This window comes from Peterkaempfera bronchialis, from assembly GCF_003258605.2.
GTDB lineage: Bacteria > Actinomycetota > Actinomycetes > Streptomycetales > Streptomycetaceae > Peterkaempfera > Peterkaempfera bronchialis.
On sequence record NZ_CP031264.1, the window covers coordinates 5,797,390 to 5,821,173 of the forward strand.

Below are 23,784 nucleotides of genomic sequence, written 5' to 3' on the forward strand. Positions count from 1 at the left end.
GCGGGGTGTCGCCGGTGTTCGCGGGTCGGTTGGCGGAGGCGGGGCGGGCGCTGGCGCCGTTCACGGACTGGTCGTTGGGTGAGGCGTTGGGTGATCCGGTGCTGTTGGGGCGGGTCGATGTGGTGCAGCCGGTGTTGTGGGCGGTGATGGTGTCGTTGGCGGAGTTGTGGCGTTCGTGGGGTTTGCGGGTGGATGGGGTGGTGGGGCATTCGCAGGGGGAGATTGCGGCTGCTGCGGTGTCGGGGCGTTGAGTCTGGAGGATGCGGCGGCGGTGGTGGCGTTGCGGTCGCGGGCGATCCGGGCGATTGCGGGTGGTGGGGGGATGGCGTCGGTGCCGTTGCCGGTGGGTGAGGTGGAGGGTCTGCTGGCGGGGTGGGGTGGGGAGTTGGAGGTGGCGGCGGTGAACGGGCCGTCGTCGACGGTGGTGTCGGGTCCGGCGGGGGCGGTCGGCGGGTTGGTGGAGTGGGGTGAGGGTGCGGGGGTGCGGGTGCGTCGGGTGCCGGTGGACTATGCGTCGCATTCGGCGCAGGTGGAGCCGTTGCGTGCGGAGTTGTCGGAGGTGTTGGGGGGATTCGTCCGCGGGCGTCGCGGGTGCCGTTCTATTCGACGGTGTCGGGTGGGGTGGTGGATGGTGCGTCGTTGGATGCGGGGTACTGGTTCCGCAATCTGCGGGGTCGGGTGCGGTTCGAGGACGCGGTGCGGGTGTTGGCGCGGGATGGGTTCACGACGTTTGTGGAGGCCAGTGCGCATCCGGTGCTGACGGTGGGGGTGCAGGAGACGCTTGCGGGTCGGGACGATGTGCTGGTGACGGGGACGTTGCGGCGCAATCGGGAGGATCACCGTCCGTTGCTGTCGGCGTTGGCGGCGGTGGAGTTGCACGGTCACCGGTTGTCCTGGCCGGTGGATGTCCCGGCCGTACCGCCCGGCCTGCCGACCTATCCCTTCCAGCACCGCCACTACTGGCTCGACGCTCCCACCCACACCGGTCGCGGCGACGCCTCCGCGCACCCCTTGCTGGACACGGTCGTCGAACGGGCCGACGACGGGGGCCTCGTCATCACGGGCAGGATCTCCACCCGCAGCCACCCGTGGCTCGGTGAGCACACGGTCGGCGGCACCACGCTCTTCCCCGGTACGGCCTTCGCCGAACTCGCCACCGCCGCCGCCGAAACGGCCGGCCTCGGCACCGTCGGCGAACTCGTCCTGTCGGCGCCGCTGACCCTGGCCGACGGCGTGCTCGACCTGCAGATCACCATGCTGGCCCCGGACACCGACGGCCGGCGCACCTTCGACGTCTACTCCCGCCCGGAGCATGGGGGCCCGCAGGACTGGACCCACCACGCGACCGGCACCCTCGTCGGCGAACCCGCCGACACCGCACCGGACTTCCCCGAGCAGTGGCCGCCGCCGGGGGCCGTCGCGCTCGATCTCGGGGTCGCCGCCGATCGCTTCGAGGCCGTCCGGGTCGGCTACGGCCCAACCTACCAGGGCCTGCGGGCCGCCTGGCAACACGGCGGAACCGTCTACGCCGAGGTCGAGCTGCCGGAGGGCGCCCACCCGGACGCCGCCCGCTACGGCATCCACCCCGCGCTGCTCGACGCCGCCCTCCAGGCCGACGTGCTGACCGACCGGCCGGGCGAGGACGGCGGCACCCCCGCGCTGCGGCTGCCGTTCGCCTGGACCGGCCTCACCCTGCACGCCGTCGGCGCCACCCTGCTGCGGGTACGCCTCGATCGGCCCGACCCGGACACGCTCACCGTCGTGGCCGTCGACCCCGAGGGCGAGCCCGTGCTCACCGTCGAGGCCCTCGCCCTGCGCCCGGTGGACCCCGACCGGCTGACCTCCCCGGTGCCCGCCCCGCGCGGACCGGCCGTGCCCACCCGTGCCCCGGCCCGGCGCGCCGCCGGCCGCACGGCAGGCGGCTCCACCGCCGAACGCCTGCAACGGCTGCCCGCCGCCGAGGCGGAGCGGGAGCTGCGGTCCCTGGTCCGCGCCGAGGTCGCCGCGGTGCTCGGCTACGCCACCCCCGAGGAGCTAGACCCGGACCGGGCCTTCCGCGACCTCGGCTTCGAATCGCTGACCGCCGTCCAGTTGCGTGACCGGATCGCCGCCGCCACCGGCCTGCGGCTGCCGCCCACACTGGTGTTCAACCACCCCAGCCCGCGGGCCCTCGCCGGGCACCTGCACGGCCTGCTGCACCAGGGCGACACCCCGGCCGCACCCGACCGGGCCCCCGCCCGTACGCGGGCCGCCGCCGACGAGCCGATCGCCATCATCGGCATGGCGTGCCGCTACCCGGGGGGTGTCGCCTCGCCGGAGGACCTGTGGCGGCTGGTGGCCGAGGGTCGTGAGGCGCTGTCGGAGTTCCCGTCGGACCGGGGCTGGGACCTTGACGGGCTCTATGACCCGGACCCGGAGCACACCGGCACCGCGTACACCCGGCACGGCGGATTCCTGGCCGGCGCCGCCGACTTCGACCCGGGGTTCTTCGGCATCAACCCGCGCGAGGCCCTCGCGATGGACCCGCAGCAGCGGCTCCTGCTGGAGGCGTCCTGGGAGGCGATGGAGAGCGCCGGCCTGGACCCGGCATCGCTGCGCGCCACCCCGGTCGGCGTCTTCACCGGGCTGATCTACACCGAGTACGGGAGCCGGGTGCGCGGCTCCGCGCCCGAGGCGGAGGGCTACCTCGGCACCGGCAGCGCGGGCAGCGTCGCCTCCGGTCGGATCGCCTACACCTACGGCTTCGAGGGCCCGGCGGTGACGGTCGACACGGCCTGCTCGTCCTCGCTGGTCGCCCTGCACCTGGCCGCGCAGGCGCTGCGCTCCGGCGAGTGCACGCTGGCCCTGGTCGGCGGCGCGACGGTGATGTCCACCCCGGACACGTTGATCGAGTTCAGCCGTCAGCGCGGGCTCTCCCCGGACGGCCGCTGCCGGGCGTTCTCCGCCGACGCGGACGGCACGGGATTCGCCGAGGGGGTGGGCCTGCTGCTGGTGGAGCGGCTGTCGGACGCGCAGGCCAACGGGCACCCCGTCCTCGCGGTGGTGCGCGGTTCGGCGGTCAACCAGGACGGTGCCAGCAATGGCCTGACCGCCCCCAACGGTCCTTCGCAGGAGCGGGTGATCCGGGCGGCGCTGGCGTCGGCCGGGCTGACCGCGGCGGACGTGGACGCGGTGGAGGCACATGGGACGGGCACCCGGCTGGGCGACCCGATCGAGGCGCAGGCGCTGCTCGCCGCCTACGGCCAGGACCGCCCCGAGGACCGCCCGCTGCGACTGGGCTCGATCAAGTCGAACATCGGGCATGCGCAGGCGGCGGCCGGCGTGGCCGGTGTGATCAAGGTGGTGCAGGCGCTGCGGCACGAGCTGCTGCCGGCCACCCTGCACGTCGGAGAGCCCACCGCCCAGGTCGACTGGGAGGCAGGCGCCGTCGAGCTGCTCCGCGAGCCCGTCCCCTGGGCCAGGGGCGACCGGCCGCGTCGGGCGGGCGTCTCCGCCTTCGGCATGAGCGGCACCAATGCGCACGTCCTCATCGAGGAGGCGCCGGCCGCTCCGGCGCCCGCCGTCCCTGCGGAGGAGGGCGCGAGCCCGCTGCCCGTTCCGGTGGTGGTGTCGGGTCGGTCGGAGGTGGCGTTGGGTGTGGCGGCGGGTCGGTTGGCGGGGTGGTTGGAGGGTGGGGGTTCGGGTGTGGGGTTGTCGGAGGTGGCGGGGTGGTCGGTGGTGCGGGGGGTGCGGCATGGGTTCGGTGCTGCGGTGGTGTCGGGTGATCGTGGTGAGGTGATTGCGGGGTTGCGGGCGTTGGCGTCGGGGGTGGGGCATCCGGCGGTGGTGTCGGGGCGTGGGGTGTCGTCGCCTGGTCGGGTGGTGCTGGTGTTTCCGGGTCAGGGTTCGCAGTGGGTGGGGATGGGTGCGGCGTTGGCGGGGGTGTCGCCGGTGTTCGCGGGTCGGTTGGCGGAGGCGGGGCGGGCGCTGGCGCCGTTCACGGACTGGTCGTTGGGTGAGGCGTTGGGTGATCCGGTGCTGTTGGGGCGGGTCGATGTGGTGCAGCCGGTGTTGTGGGCGGTGATGGTGTCGTTGGCGGAGTTGTGGCGTTCGTGGGGTTTGCGGGTGGATGGGGTGGTGGGGCATTCGCAGGGGGAGATTGCGGCTGCTGCGGTGTCGGGGGCGTTGAGTCTGGAGGATGCGGCGGCGGTGGTGGCGTTGCGGTCGCGGGCGATCCGGGCGATTGCGGGTGGTGGGGGGATGGCGTCGGTGCCGTTGCCGGTGGGTGAGGTGGAGGGTCTGCTGGCGGGGTGGGGTGGGGAGTTGGAGGTGGCGGCGGTGAACGGGCCGTCGTCGACGGTGGTGTCGGGTTCGGCGGGGGCGGTCGGTGGGTTGGTGGAGTGGGGTGAGGGTGCGGGGGTGCGGGTGCGTCGGGTGCCGGTGGACTATGCGTCGCATTCGGCGCAGGTGGAGCCGTTGCGTGCGGAGTTGTCGGAGGTGTTGGGGGGGATTCGTCCGCGGGCGTCGCGGGTGCCGTTCTATTCGACGGTGTCGGGTGGGGTGGTGGATGGTGCGTCGTTGGATGCGGGGTACTGGTTCCGTAATCTGCGGGGTCGGGTGCGGTTCGAGGACGCGGTGCGGGTGTTGGCGCGGGATGGGTTCACGACGTTTGTGGAGGCCAGTGCGCATCCGGTGCTGACGGTGGGGGTGCAGGAGACGCTTGCGGGTCGGGACGATGTGCTGGTGACGGGGACGTTGCGGCGCAATCGGGAGGATCACCGTCCGCTGCTGTCGGCGTTGGCGGCGGTGGAGTTGCACGGTCACCGGTTGTCCTGGCCGGTGGATGTGCCGGCCGCACCGCCCGGTCTGCCGACCTATCCCTTCCAGCACCGCCACTACTGGCTCGACGCCGCCCCCGACATCAGCGACCCCGGGCACCTCGGCCTGCACACCGCCGACCACCCGCTGCTCGACGCCACCACCGATCTCCCGGACGGCACCACCCTCTACACCAGCCGGATCTCGGCGAGCACCCACCCGTGGCTGCTCGACCACGCTGTCACCGGCACCCCGCTGCTGCCCGCCACCGCCTTTGTGGAGCTGGCCCTGCACGCCGGCCACCGGGGTGCCGTCCCGCAGCTGGCCGAACTCACCCTGGAGGCCGCCCTGCCGCTCGGCGATGGCGCCGTGCACATCCAGACCACCGTGCGGCCCGCCGACGACTCCGGCGCCCGGGCACTGGCCGTCCACTCCCGGCCCGCCACCGCGGGCCCGGACGAGCCGTGGACCCGGCACGCCACCGCCCTCCTCGTCCCGCAGTCCGGCGTGCCCGCCGGGCCGGAGCCGACCGGCGCCTGGCCGCCGCCCGGTGCCGCCGCCGTCGACACCACCGCCCTCTACGACACGCTGGCCGAGCACGGCTACGACTACGGTCCGGCCTTCCACGGGGTCCGCGCCGTCTGGCGGCTCGGGGACGTCGTCCACGCGGACATCGCCCTGCCCGAGGACCGCGCGGCGGAGGCCGCCCGGTACGGCATCCACCCCGCCCTGCTCGACGCCGCCCTGCACCCGCTCGCCGCGGGCCTGCTCGCCGACGGCGCACCGGGCGGCGACGCCCCGGCCACCGCCCTCCCCTTCGCCTGGACGGGGGTCACCCTGGCTGCGACCGGCGCCACCACACTCCGGGTACGCCTCGAACGGACGGGCGCCGACTCGGTCACCCTGACCGCCACCGACCCGGCGGGTGGCCCGGTCGCGGCCGTCGAACGGATCGCGCTGCGACCGCTGGCCCCCGGCGCGCTGGTCACGGCCCGCCCGTCCGGCCGCCACCAGGAAGGGCTCCACCAACTGGCCTGGACGCCCTCCGGCGCCCTCCCCGCGCCCCGCGCGGACTGGGTCCGGCTGCCCGACCACGTCCTCGGGTCCGGCGCGGCCCTGCCCGATGCCGCCACGCTCTTCACCGAGGGCGATGCGAAGGCACCCGCCGACGTCGTCCTGCCGCTCACGGTCCTGCCCGGCACCGACGTCGTCGCGGCCACCGCCGAGCTGCTCGGCCTGGTCCGGCGCTGGCCGGCCCAGGAGCACCTGGCCGGCACCCGGCTGACCGTACTGACCCGGCACGCCGTCACCACCGGCCCCGCCGACGGCCGGGTCGAGCCCGTCGCCGCTGCCCTCTGGGGCCTGCTGCGGAGCGCCGCGACCGAGCACCCCGGCCGCTTCGCCCTGCTCGACACCGACGATACGCCCGACTCCCCCGGCGTCCTGGGCGCCGCCCTCGCGCTGGACGAGCCGCAGCTGGCCCTGCGCGGGGGTGAGGTCCTCACCCCGGCGGTGGTCCCGCTGCCCGCGGAACCGGACCTCACCGCGCCCGCCGACGGCGGTGCGTGGCGGCTCACCCCGACCGGCGACACCCTCGACGCACTCGCCCTGCTGCCCGCACCGGACGCCGACCGCCCGCTCCTCCCCGGGGAGGTGCGCATCGCCGTCCGCGCCGCCGGGCTGAACTTCCGCGACGTGCTCATCACCCTCGGCGTCTACCCGGACCAGGCACAGCTCGGCACCGAGGCGGCCGGTCTGGTCACCGCCGTCGGTGAGGGCGTCACCACGCTCGCCCCCGGCGACCGGGTCACCGGACTGGTGAACGGCGGCATCGGGCCGGTCGCGGTCACCGACCACCGGCTCCTCGCGCGCATCCCCGCCGACTGGACCTTCGCCCAGGCCGCCGCCGTGCCTGCGGCCTACCTCACCGCCTACTACGCACTGGTCGACCTGGCCGCACTGCGCCCCGGCGAACGGCTGCTGGTGCACTCGGCGGCCGGCGGGGTCGGCATCGCGGCCGTCCAGCTCGCCACCCACCTCGGCGCCGAGGTGTTCGGCACCGCCGGGCCCGGCAAGTGGAAGACGCTCGCGGCGCTCGGCATCGACCCGGCCCGCACCGCCTCCTCGCGGACGCTGGACTTCGAGCGGCAGTTCCTGGAGACCACGGCGGGGGAGGGCGTGGACGTGGTGCTGAACTCCTTCACCGGCGACTTCGTCGACGCCTCCCTGCGACTGCTCCCGCGCGGCGGCCGTTTCATCGAGATGGGCAAGGCCGATCTGCGGGACCCCGTCGCCGTGGCCGGGCAGCACCCCGGCGTGACGTACCGCTCCTTCGACCTGCTGGAGGCCGGGCCGCAGCGCATCGGCGAACTGCTCACCGAACTGCTGGCGCTGTTCGAGCGCGGGACGCTGAGCCTGCCCCCGATCACCGTCTGGCCGGTCGGCCGGGCCGGTGAGGCGATCCGCCACCTCGGTCAGGCCCGGCACACCGGCAAGGTGGTCGTCACCGTCCCGGCGCCGCTCGACCCGGCGGGCACCGTCCTGGTCACCGGAGGCACCGGCACCCTCGGCGCGCTCACCGCCCGCCACCTCGTCCGGGAGCACGGCGCCAGGCACCTGCTGCTGGTCGGCCGGCAGGGACCGCAGGCGCCCGGCGCGGCCGAGCTGGCAGCCGAGCTGACCGGCCTGGGTGCACAGGTCACCGTCGCCGCCTGCGATGTGTCCGACCGCGACGCTCTCGCGGAGCTGCTCGCCGGCGTCCCCGCCGAGCACCCGCTGACCCTGGTGGTGCACGCCGCCGGCGCCCTGGCCGACGGCGTGCTGGAGACCCTCGGGGCGGAACGGCTGGAGGCCGTCCTCGGCCCCAAGGCCCGCGCCGCCGGGTACCTGGACGAGCTGACCCGGCAGGCGGACCTCGCCGACCTGGTGCTGTTCTCCTCCGTCTCCGGGGTGCTCGGCGGCGGCGGGCAGGCCAACTACGCCGCCGCCAACGCCTACCTGGACGCCCTCGCCCAGCGCCGCGCCGCCGACGGCCTCCCCGCGACCTCGCTCGCCTGGGGCCTGTGGCAGCAGGCAACCGGTCTGACCGGCCATCTGGACGGTACCGACCGGGCGCGGCTGGCCCGCGGCGGCCTGGTGCCGCTGGGCGACCGCGAGGGCCTGGCGCTGCTGGACGCGGCCCGGCGAACGGGCCGGCCGGCCGTCGTCACCGCCCGCTTCGACCTGCGGGCCGACGCCGGTCCGGACGACGTCCCGGCGCTGCTGCGGTCCCTGGTCCGCACCCCGGCGCGGCGCAGCGCCGCCGCCGGGCCCGCCGCCGGGGCACCCGCGTCGCTGGCGACGCGCCTGGCCGCACTGGACGCGGCCGGCCGGGCCGAGGCCCTGCTGCAACTGGTGCGCTCGCAGGCCGCGGCCGTCCTCGGACACGGCACCGCCGACGAGGTCGCCGACGACCGGGCGTTCAAGGAGATCGGCTTCGACTCGCTGACCGCCGTCGAGCTGCGCAATCGGCTCGGCGCGGCGACCGGACTGCGGCTGCCTCCCACCACCGTGTTCGACCACCCCACCCCGCAGGCCCTGGCCGGTCATCTGCACCGGACTCTCGCCCCCGAGGACGACGGCCCCGACCCGGTGCTGCGCGAACTCGATCGGCTGGAGGCCCTGCTGCCGGCGCTGGCCGCCGCGGACGGTACCCGCGGGGCGGTCGGCCGGCGGCTGCGGGAACTGCTCTGGCGCTTTGACGACGGTCCGGCCGAGGCCGCCGAGGAGTCGGCGGCCGACCTGGCGACGGCCACCGACGAGGAATTGTTCGCCGCCTTGGACGACGAGTTCGACCGACCCGGAACGGAGCTCTGAGATGGCCGAGACGACCGCACCGACCACGACCACGCCAGGTACGCCCGGTACGCCCGGTACGCCCGTCACGCCAGGTACGCCCGGCGCCGCGGTCGCCGAGGAGAAGCTGCGCGACTACCTCCGCCGGGCCACAGCCGATCTGCGCCAGGCCCGGCGCCGCATCCAGAGCCTGGAGGAGCGCGCGCACGAGCCGATCGCCGTCGTCGGGATGGCCTGCCGGCTGCCTGGCGGGGTGCGCACCCCCGAAGAGCTCTGGCGGCTGCTCGCCGACGGCCGTGACGCCGTCGGCGGATTCCCCGACGACCGGGGCTGGGACCTCGACACGCTCTTCGACCCGGACCCGGACCACCCCGGCACCTCCTACGCCCGGGAGGGCGGCTTCATCGAGGGCGCGGGGGAGTTCGACGCCTCCTTCTTCGGCCTCGGGCCGCGCGAGGCACTGGCCATGGACCCGCAGCAGCGACTGCTGCTGGAGACCGCCTGGCGTACCTTCGAGTCCGCCGCCGTCGACCCGGCCGCGCTGCGCGGCAGCCGGACCGGGGCCTTCGTCGGCATGATCGCGCAGGACTACGCGCCCCGTCCGCACGAGGTCGACGGCGAGCTGGACGGCTATTTCATGACCGGCAACGCCGGCAGCATCGCCTCCGGTCGGCTCGCCTACCACTTCGGCCTGCTCGGGCCCGCCCTCACCGTCGACACCGCGTGCTCCTCCTCGCTGGTGGCCATGCACCTCGCCGCCCGGTCCCTGAGGTCGGGCGAGAGCGATCTCGCGCTGGCCGGAGGGGCCTGCGTACTGGCCCACCCCCGGGTCTTCCTGGAGTTCAGCCGCCAGCGCGGCCTGGCCCCGGACGGGCGCTGCAAGCCGTTCGCCGCCGCCGCCGACGGCACCGGACTCGCCGAGGGCGTGGGCCTGCTGCTGCTCGAACGGCTCTCCGACGCTCGGGCCAACGGCCGCCGGGTGCTGGCCGTGCTGCGCGGCTCCGCCGTGAACCAGGACGGGCCGAGCAACGGGCTCACCGCCCCGAGCGGTCCTGCCCAGGAGGAGGTGATCCGGCAGGCCCTGGCCGACGCCCGGCTCACCCCCGGGCAGATCGACGCCGTCGAGGCGCACGGCACCGGTACCACCCTCGGCGACCCCATCGAGGCCGGCGCCGTCCTCGCCGTCTACGGGCAGGGCGAGCGCGAACGGCCGCTGCGGCTGGGCTCGCTGAAGTCCAACATCGGCCACACCCAGGCCGCCGCCGGGGTGGCCGGCGTCATCAAGATGATCCTCGCCCTGCGGCACGCAACCCTGCCCGCGACCCTGCATGTCGACGCGCCCACCCCGCACGTCGACTGGTCCGGCGGAGCCGTCGAACTGCTCACCGAGGCCGCGCCCTGGCCCCGCACCGGCCGACCCCGCCGGGCCGCCGTCTCCTCCTTCGGGATCAGCGGCACCAACGCCCACGTCGTGCTGGAGGAGGCACCCGAACCCGAGGCCGCCGACGACGCGCTGCCCGCCGAGGAGGCCGCCGACCCGCGCGCCCACGCCGAGCTGCCCTGGCTGCTCACCGCCCGTACCCCCGACGCACTGCGCACCCATGCGCTGGCCCTCGCCGCGTATGCGGCGGCCGGCGCCTCCCGGGTGCCGGGCGACACCGCCCACTGGCTCGCCCACGGCCGGGCGCGCTTCCCGCACCGCGCGGCCGTGCTGACCGACCACCTGGAGGAGATCGCCCCCGCCCTGCACGCCCTCGCGGCCGGCCGCGCCCACCCCGCGCTGGTGCGGGGCACGGTGGGACCGCCCGGCAGGACGGCCTGGACGTTCTCCGGCCAGGGCTCCCAGCGGGCCGGCATGGGGCGCGAGCTGTACGCGGAGTACCGGGAGTTCGCCAAGGCCCTGGACGAGGCATGCGACGCTCTCGACCCGCATCTCGAACGCCCGCTGCGGGACGTCCTCTTCGCCGAGCAGGGCACCCCGGACGCCGCCCTGCTCGACCGCACCCGCTACACCCAGCCCGCGCTGTTCGCCCACCAGAGTGCGCTGGCCCGGCTGCTCGGCACCCGGCTGGCGCCGCCGGCCGCCGTCCTCGGGCACTCGATCGGCGAGATCTCCGCCGCCCATCTGGCCGGTGTGTTCGACCTGGAGTCGGCGGCCGCCCTGGTCGCGGCCCGTGCCCGGTTGATGGACGAACTCCCGGCGGGCGCCGGGGCGATGCTCTCCGTCCTGGCCGCCGAGCAGCAGGTCGTCGGGCTGCTCGAACCGTACGGGGACGCGCTCGGCCTCGCCGCGGTCAACGGCCCGGCGTCCACCGTGGTGTCCGGCGACGCCGAGGCGGTGGCCGCGTTCGAACGGACCTGCGCCGGGCTCGGCCTCCGCACCCGCCGGCTGACGGTCTCGCACGCCTTCCACTCCGCGCACCTCGACCCGGTCCTGGAACGGTTCCGCGCGGAGGCGGCCCGGATCGCCTACCGGCCGCCGCAGCTGCCGGTGATCAGCAACCTCACCGGCGAGCCGGCCGACCCGGAGCGGATCGCCGGGCCCGACCACTGGACCGAGCACATCCGCGCCACCGTCCGCTTCGAGCAGGGCGTGCGGAGCCTGCGCGACCACCTCGGCATCTCCGCGTACGTGGAGCTCGGCCCGAACGCCACGCTCAGCGCGCTCACCGCCGTCATCCATCCGGAGGCGGTGCACCTGGCGGCACAGCGGCGTGAGCTGCCGGAGCCGCGGGCGTTCGCGGCGGTGCTCGCCGGGGCCGAGGTGCACGGCCTGCCGGTGAGCCGGGCGGCCCGCCCGGCGCCCGACCTCGCGCCCGACACCGTCCCCGGGCATCCGTTCGCCGCGGACCGCCACTGGCTGGCCACGCCCCTCCCGGCCGGGGCCGCACCCTCCGCCCAGGTGAACGGCGAGGCTCCCGCCGGGCCGCCCGGGGGACTGCCCGCGGACGAACCCGTCGCGCTGCGGCGGCAGTGGGAGGACGCGCTTGAGGAGCAGCGCACCGAGCTGCTGCTGGCCCTGGTCCGGGAGCAGGCCGCGGCCGCCCTCGGCCACACGGACCCGGCGCAGGTCGGCGACCAGGACCGCTTCCAGGACATCGGCTTCTCGTCCTTCAGCGTCCTGGACCTGCGCAACCGGCTGGTCACGGCGACCGGCCTGGAGCTGGGCCCGGTGGTGGCCTTCGACCATCCGACCCCTGCCGAACTCGCCGCACACCTGCACGGGCTGCTGGGCGACGCCGCCGCACCCGTCGCCTGATAGCCCGTCAGAAATGCTGTCCCGTACGCCACCCGTACCCGTCGTCGAGGAGAGAGTCCCGGTCATGCGCCTTGGAGTCACCTATCTGAGCATCTCTCCCTCGGTGGACCGAGCGTCCGCCCGGCAGAAGTACCTGGACTTCGGCCGCCAGGTCGAATGGGCCAACGACAAGGGCTTCGCCGGGATCTGGGTCACCGAGCACCACTTCTCCGGCTACAGCCTCAGCTCCTCACCGCTGCTGCTGCTCGGACACGCCGCCTCGCTCGCCCCCGACCTGCGGATCGGCACCGGCATCCTGGTGCTGCCGCTCTGGGACCCTGTCCGGCTCGTCGCCGACGTCAACACGCTCGACCAGCTCTCAGGCGGCCGGCTGGACCTCGGCATCGGGCGCGGCTACCAGCCGCACGAGTTCCTCGGCTTCGGCCGCGACCTGGACAGCAGCCGGGGCGCCTATGAGGAGTCCATCGACCTGGTGCTCCGGCTGCTCACCGAGACCGAGGTCACCCACAAGGGGGAATTCCACCGGATCGACGCCCCGGTCTCGGTGCTGCCGCCGTCCTTCCAGGCCCCGCATCCGCCGGTCTGGGCCGCCGCCGTCAGCCCCGAGTCCACCCGGCACGCCGTCCGGCGCGGCTTCCACCTGCTGGGCCTGGCCCTCTCCACCCCGGACGAACTCGCCGCGCAGTGGCGGACGGTGGCCGCGCTCGCGGCCGAGGAGGGGGTCAGCGCCGAGGGCCGCGAGTACGCCGTCAACCGCTTTGTGCACGTCGGCACCGACCCGGCCGGGCGGCGGGCGGCCGCCCGCGAGGTCGCCCGGCAGATCCAGACCTCCCGGGCGCTCGCCCAGGGCGCGTACCCGACCGGCGGCGTCCCGCCGATCCCCGTCGCCATCGACCCCGCCGACGAGGAACTCGCCTACCAGCGGCTGCTCGCCGGCTCGCCCGAGCAGATCGTCGAGCAGCTCCACGAGCTCGCCGCCGCCGGGGTCACCCAGGTCAACGCCGCCTTCGAGTACGGGACGCTGCCCGCCGAGACCGCGTTCGCCTCGATGCGGTTGTTCGCCTCCGACGTGATCCCCGCCCTCGCGGAGCTGCCCGCCATCCGCTGACCCCCGGCACGGACGGGCTGATCCCCGGCACGGACGGAGGGGGCGGGACACCCACGGTGTCCCGCCCCCTCCGTTCTCCGTACCGGCTCCGTCAGGCGCCGACGAGCCCCGCCAGTTCGGCCAGCCGGGTGTAGGACTCCCGGCGGTCGACCGGGTCGTAGGTGTTCGCCACCACCATCACCTCGTCGGCACCGGACTCGGCCACGAAGGACTTCAGCTTCGCCGCCACCGTCGCGGGGCCGCCGACCACCTCCGCGCGCAGGTCGTTCAGCGGCGGCGCGCTCAGAGCGGCCTCCTCGGCCGGCGTCGGCCGGTACGCGAGCGCCTCCTCCACGGGCAGCAGCGCCGAGGAGTTGTCCGCCGCGTGCTGCGCCAGCGCGAGCCGCCACGGCGTGGCGAGCGCATCGGCGTGCGCGTCGTCCCGGCCCACCACCACCGTCAGGGTGAGGATCGCCCACGGCCGCGCACCCTCGTACGCGGGCACGAACTCCTCCCGGTAGCGGCGCAGCGCTTGGAAGGCGTTGGCCGGGTTCTGGTAGGCCGCCAGATAGGCGTAGCCCAGGCCGAGCCGGCCGGCCACGACGGCCGAGGAGCGGCTGCCGCCCAGCAGGAACACCCCGGGCAGCGGTGCGTCGTCCGGCACCGCCCGGACGGAGGCCAGCTCGTGTCCGGCCGGCAGCACGTCCCTCCCGCCGAACGCCAGGAGCTGGGCGAGCTGCCCGGTGAAGACCTCGGGGGCGACCGAGGAACGGCGCAGCGCGGCCGCGGTGGGCCCGTGCTCGGTGCCGCTGGAACGGCCGATGCCGAGGTCGATCCGGCCCGGGTGCAGGGCCTCCAGGGTCCGGAACTGCTCGGCCACGTGCAGCGGCGCGTGGTTGGGCAGCAGCATGCCGCCGGCGCCGATCCGCAGCCGGGTGGTGCGGGCCGCGAGGTGGGCGATGACGATCTCGGGCGCCGAGATGCCCACCGCCGCCTGCGCGTGGTGCTCGGCCACCCAGTACCGGCTGAAGCCGAGCTCCTCGACGTGCCGGGCGAGCCGGACGGCTTCGCCGAGCAACTCGCCGCTGCTCACGCCGGCCCGTCGGGGGCCCTGGTCGAGGACGGAGAACGCGGTCATGCCCACTTCCTGAGGGTTCGGCCCCCGGCGTGCCGGGGACGTGGATCGGTGGTGGCACCCGGACGCACGGCTCTGCCGTCCGGGTGCGGTCCGGCCTGCGGGCCGGCGGGTCGGCCCGGGCGGTTCACACGCCCGCCGCTGCCGGGTAGGGGTGCGGGACGCCGAAGTGGTCGCGCAGCGTCGACCCCCGGTAGTCGGACCGGTAGACGCCGCGCTTCTGCAGGATCGGCACCACCAGCTCGACAAAGGCCCGCAACCCGTCGGCGAAGACGTCCGGCATCAGGGTGAAGCCGTCGGCCGCCCCCGAGGCGAACCACTCCTCGGCGACGTCCGCGACGTGCTCGGGCGTCCCGACGGCCTCGATGTGCGCCCCCCGCCACGGGGCGTGCCCGGCGAGCTCGTCCAGCCGCTCCAACCGCCTGAGCGCCTCGCGCCGGCTGTCCGCGATGGTGGTCATCAGCCCGGGCAGGATGTTGATCGCCCGGGGGTCACGCCCATGCCGCTCCGCCCGGGCCCGGATGTCGGCGGCGTAGGCCAGCGCCACCTCCGGCGTCTTGGCGCCGGAGAACACCACGTCGGCGGTGCGCCCGGCCAGTTCACGGCCCGGCTCGGAGGCCCCGGCCTGCACGACGAGGGGGTGGCCCTGCGCGGACGGCGGCAGCGGCAGCGGCCCGCGGACGCTGAAGTGCTGCCCGCGGTGGTCGATCGGCCGCAGCCGGCGCGGGTCGGTGAAGCGCCCGGTCTGCACGTCCGCCACCAGAGCGTCGGGCTCCCAACTGCGCCACAGTCCCTTGACGATGTCGACGAACTCCTCGGCGCGCGCATAGCGGTCGGTCCGCGGCGGGAGTCCGCTGCCGCCGAAGTTCGCGGCCACCTGCGGGATGTACGTGGTGACGGCGTTCCAGCCGGCGCGGCCGCCGCTGAGGACGTCCAGCGACTTGAACCGGCGGGCGATGTTGTAGGGCTCGTTGGAGGTGGTGGAGGCGGTGGCGATCAGGCCGATCCGCTCGGTGGCCGCGGCGACCGCGGTCAGGATGAGGGTCGGCTCCAGGTAGTAGGCGCCGTGCGGGCTGTAGTCGATGTCGCCGAAGACGCCGGGCGTGTCGGAGAGGAAGACCGCGTCCATCCGGCCGCGCTCGGCGAGGCGCGCGGCTTCCACCCAGGTCTCCACCTTGGCGAAGCCATGCGGGTCGGAGCCGGGTTCACGCCAGGCGGCGGGGTGGACGCCCATGGCGCCGCCGACCATGTGCAGGTTGAGGTGGAGCTCACGTCCGGTGCTCATGGGCCTTCCTGGGAGACGGGCCGTCCAGCTGTGGGACGGCGTCCAGCAGTGCGCGGGTGTAGGGGTGCCTCGGTGCGGCGAAGACGCCGCCGACATCGCCGGACTCCACCGTCCGGCCGTCCTTCATCACCATGACCTCGTCGGCGATGTGATGGACGACCCCGAGGTCGTGGGAGATGAAGACATATGCGACGCCGAGTTCGGCCTGGAGGTCCAGGAGCAGGTCGAGCACCTGCGCCTGGATCGAGACGTCGAGTGCGGCCACCGGCTCGTCCAGGACGATGATCCGGGGGTGCGGGGCCAGCGCCCGGGCGATTGCCACCCGCTGGCGCTGCCCGCCGGACAGCTGGCGGGGCCGGCGCCGCAGCAGCTCCCGACCGAGGCCGACCTGGTCCATCAACTCGTCGACCCGGCAGGCGTGTTCGCCGCGCGGCAGGCCGGTGGCGGCCAGCGGCTCGGCAAGGATCCGGGCCACGGTGTAGCGGGGGTCGAAGCTGCTGAGCGGATCCTGGTGGACGACCTGGACCCGCCGGTGCAGCGCGCGCCGGTCCCGGGCGGACAGGCCGAGCCAGGACTTCCCCTCCACCTCGACGGAGCCGGTGTCCGGTGCGGTGAGCCCGAGCAGGATGCGCCCGGTGGTGCTCTTGCCCGAGCCGGACTCGCCGACGATGCCCAGCGTGCGGCCGGCCCGCAGGGTGAACGAGACGTTCTCGACGGCGGTCAGCCTGCCGCGTCCCGGCACGGCGAAGGACTTGCCGACGCTCCGGGCGGCGAGCACCACCGGCGCCTCGGCCGGGTCGGCGTGCCGCGGGCGCGGGATTCCGGCGCGCGGGCCGGAGAGCCGGGTGCCGCGGGCGTGCGCGTGCGGCACCGCGTCCAGGAGCTGCCGGGTGTACGGATGACCGGGGTTCGCCAGTACCTCGGCGGTGGGACCCTCCTCGACGACCTCGCCGTCCTTCATCACCAGTACCCGGTCGGCGACCTTGGCCACCACCGCCAGATCGTGGCTGATCAGCAGCAGGGCCATACCGGCCCGCCGCCGTTCGGCGAGCAGGTCGAGGATCTGCGCCTGCACCGTGACGTCCAGGGCGGTGGTCGGCTCGTCGGCGATCAGCAGGGCCGGACCGGCCGCAATCGCCGAGGCGATCAGGGCCCGCTGGCGCAGGCCGCCCGAGAGCTCGTGCGGATACTGCCGGGCGCGTAGCTCCGGGTCGGGCACGCCCGCGTCGGCGAGCAGCCGCAGCACCCGCTCGGGCACCTCGGTGCGCGGGACGCTGCGGTGGGCGTGCAGGGCCTCGGCGATCTCGTCCCCGACCCGGCGCAGCGGGTCGAGGGAGACCAGGGCGTCCTGGAGGACGAAGCCGATCCGGCGCCCGCGCAGCGGACGCCACTGACGGCCGGTCAGCGATCCGGCCTCGCGCCCGTCGATCCGGAAGGTGTCGGCGGTCACCCGCGCGCCGGGGCCGGCCAGGCCGACCAGGCTGCGCGCGGTCACGCTCTTGCCGGAACCGGACTCCCCGACCAGGGCGACGCTCTCGCCTGCCCGCACGGTGAGCGACAGCCCGCGCACCGCCCTGACCGGGGCCCGGCGGCCGGGGAAGGAGACGGTGAGCCCGCGCAGCTCCACCAGCGGCTGCGCCCCGTCGCCGGGGGCCTGCGGGCCGGCGCCGGTCGCGGTGCCGAGGCGCGGCCGGGTGCCGGTCCCGGGGTCGCCGATCACCGGGCCACCCGCCCTTCGGCCCGGTCCTGCAGCCACTGCCCGAGGGCCGAGACGGCCAGCACGGCGACGGTGATCGCCGCACCGGGGAAGACCGCGGTCCACCAGGCGATGTCGACGTAGTCGCCGCTGCCGGCGAGCATCGCACCCCATTCCGCGGTCGGCGGCTGTGGTCCCAGGCCCAGGAAGCTGAGTGCCGACCCGGTGACGATCATGCCGCCGACGCCGACCGTGGCAAGGGCCAGCAGCGGGCCGACCGCGTTGGGCACGATGTGCCGGACGACGACCTGGAGCCTGGACCAGCCCAGGACGGTCGCGGCCTCGACGAACTGGGCGCCGCGGATCCGCAGCACCTCGGCGCGCACCAGCCGGGCGTACCCGGGCAGGGTGACCAGCGCCAGGCCGACCACCAGGTTCCCGGTGCCGGTGCCGAGCACCGCGACGACCAGCAGCACCAGCAGCACACCGGGAATGGACATCAGGACGTCCAGCACCCGCCCCACCACCTGGTCGGCCACCCGGCCGCCCTGGGCGGCGATGACCCCGATCACCGTGCCGGCGGCGAGGGCCAGGGCGGAGGCGGAGAGACCGATCAGCAACGACGGCCGGGCGCCGTGCACCACACGGGAGTAGATGTCGCGCCCGTTCTCGTCGGTGCCCAGCCAGTGGTCGGCGCCGGGCGGCAGCAGGGTGCTTGCCGGGTCGGCCGCGTCCGGGCCGGTGCCGGTGAACAGGCCGGGCGCCAGCGCGGCCAGCAGGAGCAGGGTGCAGGCGGCGAGCGCCAGGATGACGCCGGGGCGCCAACGGGTGATGGCCACGGTTTCCTCCTCAGGCCCCTCGGGTGCGCAGCCGCGGGTCGATCAGGCGGTACGACAGGTCGACGGCGGTGTTGACGACGGTGTAGACCAGCCCGGCCACCAGCACGATGCCGATGACCAGCGGCAGGTCCTTGTTGCGGACGGCGGTGACGGCCAGCGTGCCCAGGCCCTGCCGGGAGAAGACCGACTCGACGACCACCGCCCCGCCGATCAGCGAGCCGGTGAGCCAGCCGACCAGCGTCGCCACCGGCAGCAGTCCGTGCCGCAGTCCGTGCCGCAGCCGGACGGCCGCCTCGCCGACGCCTCGGGTACGGGCGGTGGTGACGAAGGGCTCGTCCAGGGTCTGTTCCAGCCCTCGGCGGAGCACCCGGGCGATCACTGCGGCGGGTGCGGCCGCGAGCGCCAGCGCGGGCAGCACGAGGCCGTCGAGGCCGGGTGCGCCGAGGGCGGGGAACCAGCGGAGCTTGAACGAGAACACCCCGAGCAGCAGGGTGCCGAGCCAGAAGGCCGGCACCGCCACGCCCAGGCCCTCCAGCAGCGAGACCGGGGTGCGTACCCAGGGCCGGCGGCTGGCGCCGAGCAGGGCCGCCGGCACCGCGATCACGACGGTCACGACCACGGTGGCGGCGAGCAGTTGGAGGGTGGACCCGAGCTGCTGGCCGATCGCGGTGCGCACCGGCAGGTGCAGCACATACGAGTCGCCGAGGTCGCCCCGGAGGATGTGGGACAGATAGGTGAGGTACTGGAGCGCCAGTGGGCGGTCCAGGCCGTACTCCCGGACGATCTCGGCCCGCACCCCGTCGCTGTTGGCCCGGAGGCCGGTGAGCAGGTCGACCGGGTCGCCGGAGGTGAGGTGGAGGGCGAGGAACGCGACGGTCACCGCGCCCCACAGCACCAGGACGGAGCCGCCCAGCCGCCGGGCGACCGCGCCGATCACTGCGACAGCCAGGCGTCGGCGAAGTTGGGGAAGCTCTGCTGCTCGAAGACGACGCCGTGCACCTTCGCGGACGTGCCCAGCACATAGGCGTTGTTGAACAGGGGCAGGATCGCGGCGTCGTCGGTGACCTTCTGCTGGACCTCGGCGTAGAGGCTGCTCTGCTTCCGCGGGTCGCCCGCGGCCAGTGCCTCGGCGAGCTTCGCGTCGACGCCGGCGTCGTGGTAGCGGGCCGCGTTGTTGTCGATCTTGGTGGTGGGGATGTGCGCGCTGCCGAAGATCAGCCGCAGGGTGTCCGGCGAGAAGTTGTTGTTGCTGCTGTTGAGCAGGTCGTAGTCGCCCGCGAGGACGCGCTTGACGTAGCTGCCGGCGTCCAGGTTCTGGTTGCGCAGCTCGATGCCGAGCTGCTTGGCGGCGGCCTGGATCTGGGTGGCCAGGGCGATGTGCGGGCCGAAGTAGTCCCCGACGTAGAGGAAGTCGAGGGTCAGGCGCTTGCCGTCCTTGGTGCGGTAGTTCTCCGCGTCACGGCCGGTCCAGCCCGCCTCGTCGAGCAGGGCGGCAGCGGCCGCCGGATCGTAGGTGTACTGATCGGCGATGGCCTTGCTGTAGCCGGGCGTGGTGGGGGAGAGCGGGCCCCGGGCGACGGGGTACACGCCGAAGTAGAGCTTCCGGACGATCAGCGGCCAGTCGATGCCCGCCCGCAGGGCCTTGCGCAGACGGACGTCGCTGAGCGTGCCCTGCTCCGTGTTCGGGCTGTAGCTGAACGGGACACCGGGGGCGACGGCGCTCTGCACGGCGAACGCAGGGTCGGCCTTCAGCTTGGCGACGTTGACCGGGGCGATGGCCGAGGCGGCGTCCGCCTGGCCGCTCGTCAGGGCGCCCAGGCGCGAGGAGTTCTCGGGGACGACGCGGACGGTCAGGCCGTCCAGGTGTGCCGGGCCCTGGTTGGCCGCGCCCTCCGGCGCCCAGGCGTAGCCGTCGCGGCGCTGGTAGGAGATGCCCTGCTGCGGAGTGAATCCGGCGGCGCTGGTGAACGGCCCGGTGCCGACAATCTTCGAGCAGAGTGCCTTGGGGTCACCGGTCAGCGTGGCGGGGGACTCGATGCCGAGGCTGGGGGAGGCGAGCCCGGAGAGGAAGGAGGAGGCGGGGGCGGCGAGCGTGACCTCCACCGTGTGGTCGTCGACCACGGTGGCCGAGCGGTAGTTCTCGATCAGCTGCGCGGCACCCGCGGACTTGGTGGCCGGGGCCACCACGTGGTCCAGGTTGGCCTTCACGGCGGCGGCGTCGAAGGGCGTGCCGTCGCTGAAGGTGACGCCGGGGCGCAGGGTGAAGGTGTAGGTCCGCTGGTCGTCGGATATCTTCCAGGACTTCGCGAGCCAGGGGTGGATGGCGCCCTTGTTGTCCTGCCACACCAGCGAGTCCAGCACCGCCCGGGAGAAGAGCGCGTCCGCCTGTCCCTGGTGCGGGTCGAGGCAGGTCGGGCCGTAGGGGACGGCCAGGGTGAGGTTGCCCCCGGCCCTCGGCGAGCCGCCGGCGGCCGGGTGGGCGGCGTCCTTCTCGGTGCTGGAGCAGGCGGCGGCCAGCGGCAGGAGGGTGGTGAGGGCGGCGACGGCGACGCCCGGTCTGAACGTGAACCGCCGGATGCGGGAGGTTCGCAGTCGCTCGGCGGCGGGGGCGGTGTCGGGCGTGGCGGGGTCGGTCGTGGCAGTGCCGGGCAAGGCAGTGCCGGGCAGGGAAGTGTCGGGCGTGTGCATGGCAGGGCTTCTCTCCGAGGCGCGGGATCGGCGGCCTTGGCCACCGGGTTGACGTGTCGGGATCGCCGCGAGGGCCACCGCCCCCGCCCCTCGGTGAGCGCAGGGCGGTGCGGTGGCTCAACGCGGCGAAAGACACAGCGCGCTGTCGGTACGGGAGAGGTCGATCGCCCGGCGGGTGGCTGCGAGCAGCAGGCGCATGCCTGGCAGGCCACGGCTGGCGGACACTCCGTACTCCTCGGACTGCGGCTCCGGAACCGGAGCGTCGATGGACCGTCAGCGGTTGCGGTGAGCCATCTGTATCACCGGCCTGCTGATCTTTACAGTTAATCAGACTGAACTTACTTGTTCAATCCCTGTCCGGGCAGCGGGACGCAGGGCGCGGCGCAGCGCGTCGACCTGCGTGGCCAGCGAGTGCCGGCTCAGTGCCGCCTGCGGGTCCTTGATGTCGAAGCCGTGGTACGCCCCGGGGAACACGTGCAGTTCCAGCGGCACCCCGGCGCGGGTCAGCCGGAGGCCGAAGTCGATCACCTCGTCCCGGGACAGCTCCAGGTCCCCGACCGACAGGTAGACCGGGGGCAGTCCGGTCAGGTCGTCCGCCCTGGCCGGCGCGGCGTGGGCGGGCACATCGGGGTGGCCGGGCGGCAGCGGGTGCAGGTAGGCGCCCCAACCGGCCAGCGAGGCCGCCCGGTTCCAGGTGCGGGGGTCCAGCACGAGCCGGCTGGACGGTGTGGTGTGCCGGTCGTCCAGTACGGGGGCGTGCAGCAGCAGCAGGCTCGGCAGCGGGCCGCCGCCGTCGCGCAGCGTCAGCGTCAACCCGGCGGCGACCGCCGCTCCCGAGCTGCTGCCCGCCACCGCCACCCGCGAGCCGTCCACGGCCAGCCGGTCGCCGTTCCGGCGCAGCCAGTTCAGAGCCGTCAGGCAGTCCTGCCGTGCGGCCGGGTAGGGGTGCCGGGGTGCCAGCCGGTAGCCGACCGAGACCACCACCGCGCCCGCACCTTCGGCGTACAGGTCGCACAGCGGGTCGAACCACTCCAGCCGCTCGCCGGCGGTGAATCCGCCGCCGTGCACGAACAGCACCGCAGGCCGTTCCGGGGCGGGGCCGGTGGGCCGGTAGATCCGGACGGGCACCGGCGGCGCACCCGGGTCGAGCGGATCGCGCACCACCAGGTCCTCCCGCTCGGGCGCCGCCGCGCCGGGCCGCAGCGATGCCATGCCGGAAACGGGGGAGAGGAAGCCTCCCAGCAGTTCCGGGTCCAGTCGGGGGGCGATGTCCTGCATGGGTTCTGGCCTTCTTCCTGTGGTGGCGGCCGGACGATCGAGGGCGCAAAACTGAACTCATCAGTTCAAGTGAGTTGTAGCAGTAATCTGTGCGCTACCGTAGGTATGTGACCGAAAGTGGACGCTCGGCTGCGGGGCGCGGCCGGATCGACAAGCGCAGCGCCATCCTCGAAGCCGCCGTCAAGGTGTTCACCCGGGAGGGCTACGCCCAGGCGGGCATCGACGCCATCGCGGCGGTGGCCGGCGTGGCCAAGCCCACGGTCTACAACCACTTCGGTGACAAGGAGAACCTGTTCCGGATCGTGATGCGGGACGGCGCCGAGCGCACCTCCAGCCGCATCATCGCCGCCCTCGCGAGCCTCCCCGACGACGGCCAGGACCTGGAGGGCGAGCTGGAGCGCGTCGCCCACCGGGTGATCGAGTGTCAGCTCGGCGACGAGGGGTGGGGACTCCAGCGGCTGCTCTACGCGGAGGCGGCCCGGCTCCCCGACCTCTACGACCAGGTGGTGGCCCGGGGCTCCCAACCGGTGCTGGACGTCCTCTGCGGCCGACTCGCCGGCCTGGCCAACCGCGGTCACCTCGACTTCGACGACCCCGCCGTGGCGGCCACCCAGTTCATCGCCCTGGTCTCGGGCAATCTCCCCGGCCTGTCCGCGCTCGGCACCCGCCCCGTCGACCGCGCCGACCTCGACGCCGCCGTCCGCACCGGGGTGGACGCCTTCCTCCGCGCGTACGGCACCCAGCGCCGCCGCCGACCCCGCCGGGGCTGACCGGCCCGACGGCGCCGGACGCCGACCCGGCCACCCTCACCCCGGAGGGACCGGTGCTCGGGTGGGCCGACGCGCCGGCCGGACCGTCAGCGGGTGCCGAAGGTGTCGCACTGGTCCATGTCGCCGGTCTTGTACCCGGTGCTGAACCACTTCTGCCGCTGTGCCGAGGAGCCGTGCGTCCAGGTTTCCGGGGTCACCTTGCCCTCGTACTGCTTCTGGAGGCGGTCGTCGCCGATCGCCGCCGCCGCGTCCAGGCCCTCGTTGATGTCGGCGCGTGACAGCTTGCTGATCAGCGGGCGGCCGGTGGACTTCTGCGGGGTGGTGGTCGCGTGCTTGGCCCAGACCCCCGCGTAGCAGTCGGCCTGTAGCTCCAGCTTCACCGAGTCGCTGTCCGCGCCCTCGTCGTCGTCCGCCTCGTCCATGGTGCCCAGCAGGTTCTGGACGTGGTGCCCGTACTCGTGGGCCACCACATAGGACTGCGCGAACGGTCCACCGCTGGCCCCGTACTCGGTGCGCAGTTCCTCGAAGAAGGTGAGATCCAGGTACACCTTGTTGTCCCCGGGGCAGTAGAAGGGCCCGTCGTCGGACGACCCCTTGCCGCATGCCGTCGGCACCGTGCCGGTGAAGTAGACGGTCTTCGCCGGGGTGTAGCCGTCGAGTTCGCTGTCCCAGAAGTTCTGGAGGCTGTTGACCACCGCGGTGATGCGGCAGTCGTCCTTGGTGTTGGCGTCCGCGCCGGTGCGGCAGTCGGACTTCTCGACGGCCTTGGCCGGCGCCGCATCGGTGACCGAGTCGCCGGACAGCCCCACATCGTCCGCGTCGACCCCCAGCACCAGCGCGACCAGCAGTCCTATGACCCCCAGGACCCCGCCGCCGGCCGCGACCTTACCGCCGGATATTCCGCGCCGGTCCTCCACCTGGGAATTGTCGAGTTCTGCGTCATCGTCAAACTTCATCGCGTTCCACCTCGATAGGAGCACCAGCTGTGCGAAGTGGAACACTATCCGGAACGTGACAGTCCGTCGGTCATGGACATGGTCGATCAATCGGCAACTGCACAGGTCAACGGGCGAATCACCGGCGCTTCGTCACATCCGTTAACAAGAGGACGGGACC

The 23,784-nt window shown here is 74.3% G+C and carries 11 protein-coding genes and 2 pseudogenes; 5 read left to right on the forward strand and 8 right to left on the reverse strand.

What is annotated here, in order from left to right; all coding sequences use genetic code 11:
• Positions 1-65: 65 nt before the first annotated feature.
• The 4 genes and pseudogenes from C7M71_RS33285 to C7M71_RS25330 all read left to right on the forward strand — a co-directional run.
• Positions 66-813, forward strand: a pseudogene (locus C7M71_RS33285) (acyltransferase domain-containing protein); the annotation flags it as partial.
• 87 nt (positions 814-900) lie between these two features.
• Entirely contained in the window at positions 901-8,652 is a 7,752-nt protein-coding gene (locus C7M71_RS32190; RefSeq protein ID WP_407675999.1) for an SDR family NAD(P)-dependent oxidoreductase, read from the forward strand.
• Positions 8,653-8,776: 124 nt separating this feature from the next.
• A pseudogene (locus C7M71_RS25325) lies at positions 8,777-11,890 on the forward strand (type I polyketide synthase); the annotation flags it as partial.
• Between the two features lie 64 nt (positions 11,891-11,954).
• Positions 11,955-12,998, forward strand: coding sequence for an LLM class flavin-dependent oxidoreductase (locus C7M71_RS25330; protein WP_111490410.1), 1,044 nt, complete (start codon positions 11,955-11,957; stop codon positions 12,996-12,998).
• A gap of 91 nt (positions 12,999-13,089) precedes the next feature.
• Here the strand turns inward: C7M71_RS25330 and C7M71_RS25335 are convergent, their stop codons facing one another.
• From C7M71_RS25335 to C7M71_RS25365, 7 genes are all read right to left on the reverse strand, one after another.
• Complete coding sequence (locus C7M71_RS25335; RefSeq protein WP_111490409.1) at positions 13,090-14,115, reverse strand: LLM class flavin-dependent oxidoreductase; 1,026 nt, start codon at positions 14,113-14,115, stop codon at positions 13,090-13,092.
• Between the two features lie 124 nt (positions 14,116-14,239).
• Positions 14,240-15,397, reverse strand: a complete 1,158-nt coding sequence (locus C7M71_RS25340; protein ID WP_111490408.1) for an NtaA/DmoA family FMN-dependent monooxygenase — start codon at positions 15,395-15,397, stop codon at positions 14,240-14,242.
• The gene (locus C7M71_RS25345; protein ID WP_322975200.1) at positions 15,381-17,117 is read right to left on the reverse strand and encodes an ABC transporter ATP-binding protein; all 1,737 of its coding nucleotides are present in this window, start codon (positions 17,115-17,117) and stop codon (positions 15,381-15,383) included. Before C7M71_RS25345 ends, C7M71_RS25340 begins: the two co-directional genes overlap by 17 nt.
• Positions 17,114-17,932 carry an ABC transporter permease gene (locus C7M71_RS32200; protein WP_111490406.1) on the reverse strand — a complete coding sequence of 273 codons (819 nt, stop codon included), beginning with the start codon at positions 17,930-17,932 and terminating at the stop codon, positions 17,114-17,116. Before C7M71_RS32200 ends, C7M71_RS25345 begins: the two co-directional genes overlap by 4 nt.
• A 10-nt stretch (positions 17,933-17,942) precedes the next feature.
• Complete coding sequence (locus C7M71_RS25355; protein WP_111490405.1) at positions 17,943-18,869, reverse strand: ABC transporter permease; 927 nt, start codon at positions 18,867-18,869, stop codon at positions 17,943-17,945.
• On the reverse strand, positions 18,866-20,620 hold the full coding sequence (locus tag C7M71_RS25360) for an ABC transporter substrate-binding protein (protein WP_111490404.1): 1,755 nt from the start codon (positions 20,618-20,620) through the stop codon (positions 18,866-18,868). The genes C7M71_RS25355 and C7M71_RS25360 overlap by 4 nt, the downstream gene beginning before the upstream one ends.
• 327 nt (positions 20,621-20,947) lie before the next feature.
• Positions 20,948-21,898 (reverse strand): alpha/beta hydrolase, encoded by a 951-nt coding sequence (locus tag C7M71_RS25365; protein ID WP_111490403.1) that lies wholly within the window; start codon positions 21,896-21,898, stop codon positions 20,948-20,950.
• Between the two features lie 107 nt (positions 21,899-22,005).
• Between C7M71_RS25365 and C7M71_RS25370 the strand changes: the two genes are divergently transcribed.
• On the forward strand, positions 22,006-22,668 hold the full coding sequence (locus C7M71_RS25370) for a TetR/AcrR family transcriptional regulator (protein ID WP_111490402.1): 663 nt from the start codon (positions 22,006-22,008) through the stop codon (positions 22,666-22,668).
• Positions 22,669-22,754: 86 nt separating this feature from the next.
• On the opposite strand, the gene ypfJ is transcribed toward C7M71_RS25370, so the two are convergent.
• Positions 22,755-23,624, reverse strand: a complete 870-nt coding sequence (gene ypfJ / locus C7M71_RS25375; protein WP_111490401.1) for a KPN_02809 family neutral zinc metallopeptidase — start codon at positions 23,622-23,624, stop codon at positions 22,755-22,757.
• Positions 23,625-23,784: the final 160 nt, after the last annotated feature.